This window comes from Chitinophaga sancti (assembly GCF_034424315.1).
In the GTDB taxonomy this organism is placed as follows: Bacteria; Bacteroidota; Bacteroidia; order Chitinophagales; family Chitinophagaceae; genus Chitinophaga; species Chitinophaga sancti.
On record NZ_CP139972.1, the window covers coordinates 2,963,562 to 2,977,556 of the forward strand.

The 13,995-nt window shown below is 45.9% G+C and carries 11 protein-coding genes; 9 read left to right on the forward strand and 2 right to left on the reverse strand.

The features are described from left to right. The first annotated feature begins 1 nt into the window (after nucleotide 1). From U0033_RS11365 to U0033_RS11395, 7 genes are all read left to right on the forward strand, one after another. Nucleotides 2–1,456 carry a contractile injection system tape measure protein gene (locus tag U0033_RS11365; protein ID WP_072356547.1) on the forward strand — a complete coding sequence of 485 codons (1,455 nt, stop codon included), beginning with the start codon at nucleotides 2–4 and terminating at the stop codon, nucleotides 1,454–1,456. 3 nt (nucleotides 1,457–1,459) lie between these two features. Further along, entirely contained in the window at nucleotides 1,460–4,717 is a 3,258-nt protein-coding gene (locus U0033_RS11370) for an eCIS core domain-containing protein (RefSeq protein WP_072356545.1), read from the forward strand. A 12-nt stretch (nucleotides 4,718–4,729) separates the two neighbouring features. Next, the gene (locus U0033_RS11375; protein WP_072356543.1) at nucleotides 4,730–5,173 is read left to right on the forward strand and encodes an SMI1/KNR4 family protein; all 444 of its coding nucleotides are present in this window, start codon (nucleotides 4,730–4,732) and stop codon (nucleotides 5,171–5,173) included. Further along, nucleotides 5,173–5,943 carry a ParA family protein gene (locus tag U0033_RS11380; protein WP_072356540.1) on the forward strand — a complete coding sequence of 257 codons (771 nt, stop codon included), beginning with the start codon at nucleotides 5,173–5,175 and terminating at the stop codon, nucleotides 5,941–5,943. Before U0033_RS11375 ends, U0033_RS11380 begins: the two co-directional genes overlap by 1 nt. Nucleotides 5,944–5,959: 16 nt before the next feature. Beyond that, nucleotides 5,960–6,172, forward strand: coding sequence for a hypothetical protein (locus U0033_RS11385; RefSeq protein WP_072356539.1), 213 nt, complete (start codon nucleotides 5,960–5,962; stop codon nucleotides 6,170–6,172). 96 nt (nucleotides 6,173–6,268) lie between these two features. Further along, entirely contained in the window at nucleotides 6,269–7,600 is a 1,332-nt protein-coding gene (locus U0033_RS11390; protein ID WP_072356536.1) for an ATP-binding protein, read from the forward strand. A 108-nt stretch (nucleotides 7,601–7,708) separates the two neighbouring features. Continuing rightward, entirely contained in the window at nucleotides 7,709–8,662 is a 954-nt protein-coding gene (locus U0033_RS11395) for a DUF3829 domain-containing protein (RefSeq protein WP_072356534.1), read from the forward strand. A 126-nt stretch (nucleotides 8,663–8,788) separates the two neighbouring features. On the opposite strand, the gene U0033_RS11400 is transcribed toward U0033_RS11395, so the two are convergent. After that, nucleotides 8,789–10,204, reverse strand: a complete 1,416-nt coding sequence (locus U0033_RS11400) for an RtcB family protein (RefSeq protein ID WP_072356531.1) — start codon at nucleotides 10,202–10,204, stop codon at nucleotides 8,789–8,791. 183 nt (nucleotides 10,205–10,387) lie between these two features. On the opposite strand from U0033_RS11400, the gene U0033_RS11405 reads away from it, so the two are divergent. Then, nucleotides 10,388–10,738: a DUF6799 domain-containing protein gene (locus tag U0033_RS11405; RefSeq protein ID WP_072356529.1), complete on the forward strand. Its 351-nt coding sequence runs from the start codon at nucleotides 10,388–10,390 to the stop codon at nucleotides 10,736–10,738. Between the two features lie 63 nt (nucleotides 10,739–10,801). Here the strand turns inward: U0033_RS11405 and U0033_RS11410 are convergent, their stop codons facing one another. Beyond that, complete coding sequence (locus tag U0033_RS11410) at nucleotides 10,802–13,045, reverse strand: hypothetical protein (RefSeq protein WP_072356526.1); 2,244 nt, start codon at nucleotides 13,043–13,045, stop codon at nucleotides 10,802–10,804. 307 nt (nucleotides 13,046–13,352) lie between these two features. Here U0033_RS11410 and U0033_RS11415 point away from each other — a divergent pair, with 307 nt between their 5' ends. Beyond that, a complete protein-coding gene (locus U0033_RS11415) occupies nucleotides 13,353–13,991 on the forward strand; it encodes a class I SAM-dependent methyltransferase (RefSeq protein ID WP_072356524.1) in 639 nt (212 codons plus the stop codon). The last annotated feature ends 4 nt before the right edge of the window (nucleotides 13,992–13,995 follow it).

The following is a 13,995-nucleotide window of genomic DNA, read 5'->3' on the forward strand; positions in this document are numbered from 1 at the left end:
CATGGCAGCGGAACAACACCATATGATCCGCAGGCAGGTGCTGACTTTGAAACTTCCGAAGTCAGCACCTGCTTTCGAGTGGCAGCATGAAATGAGCAGGTATTTCCATCATCATTTAGTGCCCCTCTTGGAAAAAGCATGCAATGAACTTTGTGAAGAAGGGGAAGTCATTCACCTGGATACTGTCACCATCGATCTGGGAATACTCCGGATGAAGGACCTGAAGGCTGGTAAAGGAGAGGAACTCATCTACCCGCTTCTGCTGGAGCAACTGCGTAAGCAGATTTCTCCGGCATTGAGAATATCAGCCACAGCAGGCAATACCATTCGCCTTTCTGTAGGCCGCCAATGGCTCTTTTACATGCAGAAAGGATACCTGCCATGGAATACGTTAAAAACAGATCAGGCGTGGTATAATTATGTGCTCGAAGCTTTTGCGACAGATTTCCAGCTGGTTACCCTCCTCAGGGAGCAGTTACTCCATAACCCGGTTGTATTACAAAGAGTGATCACTGATCACCCTGCTCCTTTCCTGGTTCAGCTCATTGAAATACTGACTGCCGGAAGTCAGCCGAATTTACTCCCCGCATTTTATGAACTAGCTATTCTCCATGCTGTTTCTAAAAATGAAACTTCCACCATTATCAGTTCATCATATCATTCCATTTCTCCTGCTCTCCATCACCAGTTCTGGCAACTGGCGCTTAAGATGGCAGCCGGAAAGACAGGAAAGGGTATGTCCGCACCCCAGGTAGCAGCAGCTTACATTTCACAACATCTAATTGAAGTAATTGACCTGATTAAAGTCGCAAACAAAGAGATCATTTCCTTATTACCGGTATGTATTTCTGTAATAAAGGAAATAAATCCTTCGGCAGTTAGCCATCCCATAGAAGAGCGCAATATTATCAACGATGCGATTGCCATCGAATCAACAGATGAAGTTATTCCATCAGGCGGCATTTTCCTGATCCATGCAGGTTTGGTTTTATTGCATCCTTTTCTTGGCAGCTTCTTTAAAAAGCTGGGGCTGATAAATAACCAGGTTTTTATAGATAGTGTGGCGCAGGAAAAAGCTTTATACCTGCTCCATTACCTTGCTACCGGGGAGCGCGAAACCCCGGAACATGCACTCGTAATACCTAAACTGCTATGTGCATGGCCACTTGGTAAAAACCTTGCCCACAAAATAGAACTCAGCCCGGAGGAATGTGCAGAAGCAGACGCTTTGCTGGAAGCAGTGATCGAACATTGGGATAAACTGCAACGTACTTCCGTGGACGCATTGAGAGATAGTTTCCTGCAACGTAACGGGAAACTCTTTACACTCAATGAACAAACCTTTTTACAGGTAGAACAGCAACCCCTTGATATATTATTGGATTACCTGCCATGGAGTATCAGTCATATCCGGCTGCCATGGATGAAACAAATTTTAAGAGTTGAATGGCGATGACAAATGAATAAAGTAGCTCCTACATCTATATCTACCCCTGCAAAGAAAGAGAGTCCCTTTTTTGATAAAGAAGGTGGAGAGGACTTCTTTTCGGATACAGGGTTCTTCAGTGGCGTACAAAGATGTGCAGCATGCGATGAACAGGAAAAATTGCAGAAAGAGGAAGAAAAAACCGAAGAAGAAGAAGACGCTCCTGTTCAAACCAAACTAAGTGTTGGGGCACCAGATGATGTTTACGAAAAAGAAGCAGATCATGTGGCTGACCAGGTTATACAGCGTCAACCTGTTAAAAGTATCCAAACCCTGCAAAAGAAAGGAGACGGCTCTTCCCTGGCTCCAGCCGGGGTAGAATCAGGTCTTGAAACCAGCAAAAGTAGTGGCCACCCACTTCCTTCCGAGGTACAACAGGATATGGGTGCAGCTATGGGTGCGGATTTTAGTGGTGTGCGGATTCACACGGACAGCAAGGCGGTGGAGATGAACAAGGACCTGCATGCACAAGCCTTTACGCACGGCAATCATATTTACTTTAACAGTGGGAAATACAATCCTGCGCATAGTAGCGGGCAACACTTGCTGGCCCATGAGCTGACACATACTGTTCAACAGGGTGCAGCCGGTAAAAATATTAACCTGCTCAGTGCTGATGAACAAACCAGCTACGCCAACGACGTTTACGATGCCCTCGATGGCTGGACCTCCAGCAATGACAGCGCCATCATCCTTTCGAAATTCCAGGGCCTGGGGCAAAATGATGTCGATGCCATCCTGAATAGCGTTGCTGCGAAAGCAGACCAGGATGTAATGTACGTATACGACTGGCTCAGCTCCGACTGCGTTACGTCCGACTGGAAAGCCCTGCTCCGCATCTTCATCCAGGTACAATCTACCCAGATCAGTGAACTCATTGCCAAAGAAGTACTGAGCCGCCTGAATGGCTGGACCTCTGACAACGACAGCAAAGAGATCAGAGAACTGCTCACCGGCCCCACAGGTGGTGCGCTGGACAATATTCTCTCCGAAATGGAGACACAGGGAGATTCCCTGCCTGATGATATGACCGTTTTCCTCTTTGGGGATTTGCAGGATATGGATGCTCATAACCTGTCGCTGGCATTCTTTGGCAGTGGCAGTGTAAGAGCCTTACAATATGCCACCTACTGGTATGCGTATAAAATCAAAAACCTCATCTCTGGTTTCACCAGCATCCGGGATAGCAATTCTATATTAGAGAACTTCCGCCGCCTGCCCAATCATATGGCTTGCGTGGCGGTCTATGCCAGGCTCGGGGAACTGACCCAGGCAGAATGGAACGAAACGGCTTCCTTCTCCCTCATGGACGATATGCAGCAGGGCGATTACAATACTTTGCGCAATGATCTCCTGCCGGAGTTACCGGTTTACAGCATTGAAAGGAATTTCCTGCGCCGGGCCTGGGATTTCATCACAGACGTTGGAGATTACCTGATTGGTTTCGTGGAATATGTGGTCTGCGGGGTAGCCGGTATCATAGTAGGCATCTTCGATGCCGTTGCAAGCATTATAAGCGGCGTTGTTGACCTTGCGGCAGGCATCATGCACTTCTGCGGCTGGTTACTTTTTAAAGCCAGTGGCGGGGCTATATGCAGGGATTCTGCGGATAAGGTGAATGAATTCCTTACCTCCATTGGACAGGCCTTTGGAGCACCCGGTGAAATGATCTCCCGGATGTGGGAAGAAACAAAACTGGAAGCCTCCCTGATCGAAGGACCTTTTGAAGAATGTCAGCTCGCCATCTTCTGGATGAGAAGGGTGACGAATTTTGTCGTGAATATCATCTTGCTCTTCGTAGCTGGTTATGGAGCTGTCAAAGCTGCCCTTGAAGCTATTGAAACTATTAAGACCATCAGCACCTTTGGCGAATTCCTGACCAAGGTAGGACAGGTACCTATCCGCATCCTGCGCAGTATGCGGCAATTGCCTGCCAGCCTGGCCTCCGGGGCAGCAAGGATTGTAAACACCATTCGTAATATCGATCAGATCATTGCAACAGTTCGCACTACGATCGGCTTTATCCGGCTGGCTGTAGCTGATGAAAACTTCTTTACCAATCTGCGGGCTGCAGGTACGGAACTAGCCAGGGAAAGGCTGGCCGCTGAAAGAGATTTTTGGCGCAGGCGCCGGGAAATATGGCGGGGCAGTGCCGATGCACAGGAAACCCGCCTGGGAGGCATAGAAAACGCCACCGACGATGCTGTAGCTACCGCTGATACCAACAGGCAGGCCGCCGAAGCGCAGATTGCAGAAGCGGAAACCAACGCCAATGCGACCAAAACTGCCGCCGATGCTACCGAAGCCGAAGTAAGAACCGGGCAGCCGAATAATCAGGGCAATACTCCTCTTACCCCTGATGTACCGAACGCTGAAGCCCTGGCATGGGAACGAAGCCTCAGTCCTGAAACACGTGCCATGCTGGATGCCGATCCTGAACTCCGCAGGATGTGGCATAACATGGACCCGGATGTACGCCGTGCACTCACATTTTGTAATTCACCCTGTATCCCGGTTAACATCTCTCCGGAGAACCTGACCAAGGTACATAACCTCATCAACAGGCTGAATTTGTCTGCTGACGATCGGGCACTCCGGGAATACCTGCATATGTTCAGGGATAACCAGGCAGACCTCTCCAATGCCATCGATGCACTGAATGGTGTTACGAACGGCACAGAATTGCAGCAGTTCATGGATAATCGCCTGATTTCGGCCATTGAAGCAGGATCATCGGGTGTCAGGCTCCGCAGAGGTGCCGGCGGACTTTGGGAATATACCAGGGCGGATGGTGCCGTGATCCGTGAATTTGAATTCAATACCCACGGTTTCCTAACTGATAACAGGGGAACCAGGAACTTCTTCCAGTCGCACCACGGGATCCAGGATGCATGGGCCAGGGAACGCTTTGACGGCCTGGGTGTGTATCGAAGAGACGATGCCCCGGCATTGTTACTGAGAACACGTAACTTTGCCGAAGGTAGCAGGGGTACACCACATGGATTGATCAATGACCTGCAGGGTGCACGAAGGCCCACCATAGCTACCCGCACCTTTGCAGAAGAAAGAGCCTTCCTGGTCAGTGATATGAATGCAGTAGGCGTACCTGCCGGCGTACAGGGCCCCTACCTCGCAGAAGTGGATGCATATTTCGGAAGGATCTACAATACGCTCCGTAATACTTTAACCAATGATCAGCTGACTGCCATCTTTGGCACCTGGACCCCATAAAAACAAGACCACATGAGTACAAGCAACGAACTGATTAACATGATCAGCACACAGGAATGGGATTCACAAAACCCGGCTGCCGCCAGCGCTATCGAATCACTGGAAGCTGCTTTCGGGGCTATCCCTGAAGACTATAAAGCATTATTACTATTCTCCAACGGTGGTAGTTTGTATGGTAAAAAGACGCCCTTCATTGTTTATTCAGTCGCCGAAGTGCTGGCGCTGTTCAAAGAAAAAGACCTGTATAAATACATTCCCCAGTCACTCATTTTCGGTGGCGATGGCGGAGGCACTATTTATTGTTTTGATCTGCGCCCTGACAAAGGGCAACAGGTATTCTTCATCAGGGAGGAAGATGCAGGCTATGAACCGAATGCGTATAGCAATATCGTGTTCTCCGGCACCACCCTTACTGACACAATTCAGCGCATTGTCAACAATGAAAAGCTTAACTAATGCCAATTATTTCCATAGCCATCCAAAAGGGAGGCGCGGGCAAAACCACTACCACGATTAATCTCGGCGCTGCCCTGGCAAGAGCAGGGAAGAAAGTATTATTAGTGGATGCCGATCCGCAGGCGAATCTCTCGCAATCAGCAGGTGTGCCGGCAGCGCCAGCGCAAAACCTGTATACTGAATTAAAAAGAGAAATGTCAGGCGAAGGTAGTCAGATCAAAGATGCTATTATCAATATCAAAGAAGGTTTAGATATCGTTCCGTCTTCTATTGAGCTGGCAGGTGCCGAACTGGAACTGGTGAGTGTGTATGGCAGGGAGCAGGTATTGTCCTGGCTCGTACAACCCATTGCCACAGCGTACGATTTCATTCTCATTGATTGTCCGCATGCTGTCGGAATGCTTACCGTCAATGCACTGGTGTGCAGTGACTATGTGCTCATTCCCTTACCAGCGGAGTTTCTGCCATTGAAAGGTGTGTACAGTTTCATGCAACACTTTCAGAACATCCGAAAGAAACTCAATCCAAAACTGAATCTGCTGGGCATGGTGCTCACCCGTTTTGATGAAAGGAAAACAATGAACCAACAAGTAAGACAGGAACTGACGGAAAAATACAAAGGCAGTGTATTCGGTACTGTTATCCGTACCAATATGCAACTGGCCAAGGCCCAGGAAGCAGGCAAAGATATTTTCAGCTATGACCCGCAGGCCAATGGGGCAAAGGATTATGCCCGGCTCGCCACGGAGCTGCTGAGTAAATTGTATTAATATAAATACACCCCATATGAAAAGTGCATTCAGTAAAAACAGCGTTAACACCCCGGATCATTCTTCTAATAGTGGCTTCTTTCAGCCCCAGGCCAGCACTTCATTTTTTGAGGGGAATAGCATTCAGCGACTCTCTTCGCCAAAGGATGAACAGGAGCCTCCTACCAATGATGGCCGCATGAAGCTGGATAAAGATATTCAGCGTTGCCCCTGCGAGGACGAAAAATAGCGTTGCGGTAAAAATGTACGGCCTGTGAGCTTATGCCATTGGACCATTTACTGACTTAATTTAAACCCGACCCGACCGGATAAAAGCAATAATATTATGCAGGTATTAAAGGCTTACGCCAAAGTACTATCTGAACTCATCAGTCATCGCATGAAAACCGTGATTGAAAATGCAGACGATGACGACTATCTCATCTCTGTTCCGGTGGATATGGAACAGGACGACCCCTTTCTAAATTTTATCAGCACACATTCCCTTACCACTCATGAACAATTATTATTGTTCATGGCGCTCATTCCGCACTTACAACCTGACTTTTACGATACCGAAATACAACAACACCTGAGTGGTAAAAGCGATTTCCCCCAGATAGGTGGTACCCGCAGCAAGCAAAGCAGGGGCTTCCTGCCTACCGGCGAAACTGCCCTCTTCCTGTTAGGCGGTAATAACTGGGATGTACGTACGGAAGTAGCGCAGATCTTCTGGCCTGATCATTTCTTTAGCCGTACAAAAGTACTATGGCTGGAAGAAATGCCTTCCGGCGAACCTACCATGAGCGGACGTTTATTGCTATCGCAGGATCACATCAATATCTTTACCCATGGTAAACCGGTACCTCCGCATTTCAGCAGCAGCTTTCCTGCCAAGCAGGTAAAGACCGAACTGGAATGGGAAGACCTCATCATCAACAATGACCTGAGATCACAGATCGACGAACTTATGAACTGGGTTAACTTCAACGCACAGCTGATGAATAAGTGGAATATGGAGAAACGGCTGCGCAAAGGATACAGGGCGCTTTTCTATGGCCCTCCCGGTACTGGTAAAACCTTCACCGCAGGGCTGTTGGGGAAATATACAGGTAAGGAAGTGTATAAGATAGACCTCTCTATGATCGTGTCTAAATACATTGGCGAAACAGAAAAAAACCTGGAACTGTTATTCAGCCGTGCAGAAGACAAAGGCTGGATCCTTTTCTTTGACGAAGCAGATGCCCTGTTTGGAAAAAGAACGAATGTGCGGGATGCCCACGATAAATACGCTAACCAGGAAGTATCTTATCTCCTGCAGCGCATTGAAGACTACAACGGCCTGATCATCCTTGCTACAAATATGAAGAATAATATAGACGATGCATTTATACGCCGCTTCAATGCGATCTTAAAATTCTCTTTTCCCGATGCCAACGAGCGGGCCATGATCTGGCGCAGAACCTTTCCACAACAATCTGTATTTGTAGGAGGTGATGTACCGGAAATGATCAAACGCTTTGAACTGGCAGGGGGAAGCATTCTGAATGTAGTACACTATGCCTGTCTGAAGGCCATTGAAAAGCACACCGATGATAAGGATAAACTGGAAATACATGCCAATGATGTACTGGATGGCATCAAGCGGGAATTTGTTAAAGAAGGTAAACCCTTCTGATAATTAATTATTATATATATATTTGCAGCACTGTTTGTGAAAGAGGGACAATTTACCGCATTAACTACCAGTACTTTATTGAATTTGTTTAACCAAAAATACCCTTACATGAGAACATTTATCTGTTCATTCTTTGTCATTGCTATGTTCGTAGGTACCATTTCCTGTAACAATACCAGCGGCAAGAAACCCGGTGCTACCGAATACAGCGAAAATTCAGCTGAAAAAGCCAGCCACATTATTGAATACACGAACCTGATTGTTGATATGTCGAACAAACATAACAGCTACCTCGAAGACGTTGTAAAAAACACTGAAAAGCTTGAAGATGCGCTGAAGCACCCGAATGACAAATATCGTTTCATCACGATCAACAAGCCCTTCTCTATGCCTGATTTCCAGAAGTTCAACCAGAAAGTCAAGATCGACGAGCCTGTAAAAGAACTGAGTGATAAGGACCAGAAATTCTTCAAAGATAGTATTACCCAGTACAAGGCGCTTTTTGAAACGATGAAAGCAACTAATAACCGTATGCATGAGTACATTACCGCTGAAGATTACAAAGATGATAAAGGTGCAAAAGGATACGCCATCATCGATACCCTGCGTAACCAGATTGCTGAATTATATAGCCTGAAAAGTTCTATCGTAAAGAAAGTAGAGGTAGTAGCTGACGAAAGCGAACAAGTCATTCTGAAAGATAGTCCGCTGAAAGACTACATCATCGCTATGAAGAAAGATATGACCAGCATCCGTGCATTCATCGATCTGCTGGGTAGTGAAGAAAAGTATGCAGGTATTGAAGCAAAAGCGAAAGAACAGTATGCGACACTGGAAAAAGCACAGGCTGAACATGCACAGATCAATATCGATAATGCGAAGAAAGCAAACGAAGATCATAGCTTCAATACTTTCTACGATGATTTCCACAAGCTGTTGCTGAATGCAAGAAAACGTATGCGTGATGCAGGTGAAAAAGGTCATTTTGAAAGTTATGACCTGGAATCACTGGACAGTGATTTTGATTCACTGGTAAGAGATTATAATAATTTCAACAGTTAATAAATTATAAGAGCCTGCATCAGGAGTAAAATTTCCCGGATGTAATTCGGTGACCTGGCGGACAGCATTTATGTTTATAAAATGCCCAATGCCTTCAAATTACTTCTGATCCAGGCTCTTTTTTATCTAATCTTCCTTGCTTCCATCATCCGCCATTCTCACTATTCTCGGAGAAAACTTAGCTACCACATCTACCAACGCTTCCTGTGCAGCCATGACAGTATGGATATCCTTATAAGCCATTGGCGCTTCGTCCAGACCTGCACCAATCAGCGTCACATTATTCGCTGCCAGCACTGCCGCCATATCCACTCCCGAAATTTCCTTTTCAGCTTTTTTACGGCTCATTTGTCTACCCGCACCGTGAGATGCTGAGTTGATCGCAGCTTCTTCTCCCTTACCGCGTACCAGGAATCCCGGTGCCGCCATAGAACCGGGAATGATCCCCATCACACCTTTACCGGCTGGTGTTGCTCCTTTTCTATGCACAATTACTTCGTCCCCATTCAGTTGTTCTTTCCATGCAAAATTATGGTGGTTCTCCACTGTTGCCAGCAGCTGGCCACCTACCAATGCTGCGACCTTACGGTGTATTACCTGGTGACAGGCAGCCGCGTAATCACCGGCCAGGTTCATTGCCATCCAGTATTCCTGGCCTTCAGCGGTGTTCATATCCAGCCAGGCGAGGTTTGCTGCATCTTTAGGCAGTTTACACAAGTCCTTTGCCAGTCTTGTATAATAACCTGCTACTGTTGCACCGAAACCACGTGAACCGGAGTGTGATAACAGGGCCAGGTATTTACCTGCATTTATATTCAAGGCCTCGTCTCGCTGCGCAAATTCAATCACACCAAATTCCACGAAGTGATTACCACCACCAGAAGACCCCAGCTGTGACCAGGCCTTATCTTTCAGTTGCTTTACGAACGGAGTCATGTTAAATGCATCGTTATCCAATACGGCGTGCGCCGCACGATGCTTACCCTGGAAACCGTGCCCTGCACCAAATTTAGTTTCATCTACCAGGATCTTTTTCAGTTTATCTTCATCCATCACCTTATATGGAATATCATAAATGGACAATGCCATTCTACACCCGATATCCACACCTACCCCATAAGGAATCACCGCATTTTTAGCAGCTAATACCCCACCGATAGGCAGGCCATAACCCTGGTGCGCATCAGGCATCAAAGCACCACCTACCGCCACTGGCAGTCGCATCGCGAAATCCATTTGTCTGATAGCTCCCGGATCAATAGCAGCTTTGCCAAAGATCTGGTAGTCTGCAGCCTTATCATTCAGTGGAATCGTTGTATCTACCGGCGCTACTGCTTCTTCAATCATTTTCGTTGCCAGATCTTCCAATACAGGATGATCCAGGTACATCTCCGGTCTTAATCGCAGGTCACTCATCAATGCAATAAGGCTTGCATGGTCCATATCGCTTAAATGCGCAGCTATTAAATCCAGCGCCACTCCTAATATTTTACCTTGTTTAAAACCTGCTGTCATTAAATCAGCGCCATTAATCTTGTTCATACATTCGTCAATTTAGTATAATTGAATTGATGATACAAATATTCAAACCCATGTGCGCAAGCTTTGTGCGCAGTTAATAAAAACTTTTTGGCACCATAGCTGTTATACTATTCACAGAAATCCTTTATATATATACAGCTGAGATAGCTGTGTTTTAAACCTGTAATCTCAAAAAATTCAACAATGAAAAAGCTACTTATTTTGTCCGCCTCTCTCCTGCTAATGACAGCGATTGCAACCTTTGCACAGACCCCCATGTCTGATTCCTCCATGCATCATCATAATGGTATGCATAAGATGAAAGACTGTGTAGCCATGAAGGGAGGCAAAATGTGGGTAATGAAAGCTGGCCAGAAATCAGAAATGACCCAAACCATGACCATGAGTGATGGTACTACGGTAATGGCAGACGGTACTGTTAAAAATAAAGACGGTAAAACGTGGATGATGAAAGACGGGGAGATGATGGATATGAATGGCAAAGTAATGATGAAAGATAAAATGAAAAAAGCCAAATCCGACGGCATGAAATAGTGCCATGATAGTTTAAGTGAAAAGGGCAGCCACTACCGCTGCCCTTTTCTTTTCTTTTATTGATTAGTCGATGAACAACTGTGTAACTGCGGCTGCATCCTTTGCCCATACCGCGGTATAGGCTTCATCAGCCATTGATGGATGCGCTACTTCCTGCAATTCCTGTGCCGCTGCTTTCATGCGCAACATGTTCCCTACGCTCAGTTTGCTTTCCAGTTTTCGCAGCAATGCCTGCACCATATCAAAATTCATTTGTCCTACTACCTGGCCCTGGAAAGGCATTTCCAGCCAGATAATTTCCCGGCTTGCAAGTTCCAGCACACCAAACACCAATCCCTTGGTGAGACCTTTCCCAATCCGTACCTGGTGTTGCACACAGGATGGATCATAGGCAACACCTGCCGTTGTTATCGTCATCTCATTTTCTGAGTCCATCCAGCCAATGACCATATTAGGAGACATGCTTCCGTTGCTGTATGCATTGCATGTAAAGCTCACATATCGTGCGCCGGCATCTGCCAATACTGCCAGATCGATATCGATGTACTCTGCTGTACCAACCCGGTCTGGAATATGAATGACATCACCGCTATGTTTACATCCTACAGGATACATATTACTGAAGCTGCAATTATCTACGACCTTATCATAGGTAATGGTACAGCTCAGATCCATATCCAGGTGCTGCGCTGGCAATCCTGTTCCCCATTGCATAAACAGGCGTACCTTATCTCCTGCTACAGGGAAACGGGTTCCCTGGAGAGCCACCGGCAGATCCTGGATAGAATCACTGCGGTCGCCGATTGATAAAGGCATTTTGAATAACTGTGGATCGATGTAAATTGTTTTATTCCCATTCGCCACACCTGCAAAACGGCCTTTGATCAACTTCAGGGTTAATTCCTCCACTCCTTCTTTCATCTGCTTTAGTTCTTCATCGCTGAATAACTGTAAGAGCTTATTAGGTGTCACTAATCTGGCCACACCACCCAATGGTTTCACCGTGCGGGAAAGCCCTTTATTGAAATAATCCTCTGCATACATATTGAGTGTAAACACTAATCGTGCAGGTACTTTATTGATCACTTCTGCAAAAGCATCCAGTACGATTTCGTGTCCAAACCACAGCATATTTGCAAACAGGGAACGGGCAAATAAACCTGGTCTCTGTTGTAATAATTTCAGCGTTGTATGCGCTTCTTTGCGCAGGCGGAAATGTTGTACCTGCCCATTATATACCTCATATCTTTCATTGTAAAATACATCCAGCAGTTCACGCAGTTTCTCAAATCCTGTACGTCTGCTGAATTCAGATAGACGCAAGGCCCTGATAAACCTTACCCACATCCCTCTTTTAGGGTGCATTTCTTCACACAGTTTTTCTACCGGTCCTTCCATGACGTTCAGCCATTCGGCAACCATACGTCCTGTTTTACGATCATAGTACAATGCAAGGGAAGCCCTGGAAAAAATACGTGCTACAGCTGCTGTAGACGATTGCGGTCTTACATGCTGGTGATTTTTTCCGTGACGGCTGATAATCGTCTTAGGTGCAAAGATCTGCGCAAAACCTGTATGTTTATACCATAAGTAACGTAGTACTTCGTTGGGAGACGTTAAAAAAACCTGTGCCTTTTCCTGGTCGTTTCTTTCCACCAGGTTATCTATCACCAGCATCAAAGTTTCCTTCATAGCCGGCTTAACATCCGGTAAGGGGAAGAACGACATCAGGATCTTCAGACTATCTGCCTGTGTTGCATCCAGCGGTGTCCTGGATAACAGCAGGTTGTTATAATACTGATGCACATCGTCCAGTGTCCAGCACCGTAAAATGGCTCTTTTGCCCGCCTGATTTTTTAAAGTAAGTTTTTCAAATTCGAAAGGAGTAGCGCAAAATGGACAACCATTATAACGCTCCAGAGGGAAAGTACCTTCCGGAATATAATGACCACATGGTAAGGTCACTTCATCGCTATTCTTAAAATAGTTGGCGAATGAGGTCACGATGTAGTCAGCTGTTGTTACATGCACAGGTGTCTGCCAGTTCCTTATTAAAGGCGTCCAGCCCTTCTCCAGGCCCTTTGCTTCACTGATATTGTCCAGCGCCAGTTCCCTGTCGTCCACATTCATCATTCTGAGTGCATACAACAATTCTTCTGACACCAGGTATCCCAGGTTGACTAATTCTGCAACAAAAGAGAAGTTCTCTTCATCTACAGGTTGATGTGTAAAAGGACGTTTTAATTTGGGTATATATAGCGCCTGTTGGCGTAAGGCTACTTTCAACAATGCTTTAACCTGTTCCATGCTGATTGTATTAAAAAGAAAGGTCCGGAATTTTGTAACTGTTTTCAAGTGGGAAGTAAGTTACAATTGACCAGGACCAAATATCTAACGATACAAAGATGTCACTACAAGTGCGCAGTTTTTCTGCGCAGATACAATTAATTTCACCAAAGGTAATAAATAATTTTATTTATTATATATAATATTTTGAAAAGTGACATAAATCTTCGCTATCTCCTAATCAACTTTTTTTTATTATATTGCTATATAACCGTACCAAGACACATTAGCCTGGACATTCCTCTCTCATTCATAAAACCCATCAACAATGAGTAATCTATATGTACAGTATGGCTGTGGCATGTCATCGCCCCAGGGCTGGAAGAACTTTGATGCCTCCCCCACGCTCCGCTTACAACAACTTCCCCTCATTGGCAATATGCTGAAGCAACGAATGCATATCGCCTTTCCCGACAACGTGCTACAAGGTGACATTATCAGAGGCCTGCCTGGTATCGCTGAAAACACTGCTGATGGCGTATACTGCTCCCACGTTTTGGAACACCTGACTTACGAGGACTTTCTCATTGCAGTGCGTAATACCTACAAAATTCTTAAACCCGGTGGCATTTTCCGCTGCGTGGTTCCTGACCTGGAAAAAGCTGCGCGCGAATATGTAGAAGACCTCAGTAATCATGACCAGGAAGCCAACGCCAAGTTTCTGCAAAAAACAAGGTTGGGCAAAACACATCGCCGCAGGGGAATTAAGGGTCTGTTACAAAATACATACGGCAACAGCGACCATCTGTTTATGTGGGACACGCTTTCTCTTTCCAATGAATTGTACCGTGCAGGCTTCTCGTATGTGCGTCCTGCTACATTTAATGATAGTGAAGATGAAATGTTTAAACTTGTGGAAAGTGAAGGGCGCTTCAATAATGCTGTCGCACTCGAAGCACGTAAATAAAAAT

Coding starts and splice junctions, on each gene's coding strand:
- U0033_RS11380 (WP_072356540.1), top strand. CDS start 5,173: ATGCCAATTATTTCCATAGCCATCCAAAAGGGAGGCGCGGGCAAAACC.
- U0033_RS11415 (WP_072356524.1), top strand. CDS start 13,353: ATGAGTAATCTATATGTACAGTATGGCTGTGGCATGTCATCGCCCCAG.
- U0033_RS11375 (WP_072356543.1), top strand. CDS start 4,730: ATGAGTACAAGCAACGAACTGATTAACATGATCAGCACACAGGAATGG.
- U0033_RS11365 (WP_072356547.1), top strand. CDS start 2: ATGGCAGCGGAACAACACCATATGATCCGCAGGCAGGTGCTGACTTTG.
- U0033_RS11395 (WP_072356534.1), top strand. CDS start 7,709: ATGAGAACATTTATCTGTTCATTCTTTGTCATTGCTATGTTCGTAGGT.
- U0033_RS11385 (WP_072356539.1), top strand. CDS start 5,960: ATGAAAAGTGCATTCAGTAAAAACAGCGTTAACACCCCGGATCATTCT.
- U0033_RS11400 (WP_072356531.1), bottom strand. CDS start 10,204: ATGAACAAGATTAATGGCGCTGATTTAATGACAGCAGGTTTTAAACAA.
- U0033_RS11390 (WP_072356536.1), top strand. CDS start 6,269: ATGCAGGTATTAAAGGCTTACGCCAAAGTACTATCTGAACTCATCAGT.
- U0033_RS11370 (WP_072356545.1), top strand. CDS start 1,460: ATGAATAAAGTAGCTCCTACATCTATATCTACCCCTGCAAAGAAAGAG.
- U0033_RS11410 (WP_072356526.1), bottom strand. CDS start 13,045: ATGGAACAGGTTAAAGCATTGTTGAAAGTAGCCTTACGCCAACAGGCG.
- U0033_RS11405 (WP_072356529.1), top strand. CDS start 10,388: ATGAAAAAGCTACTTATTTTGTCCGCCTCTCTCCTGCTAATGACAGCG.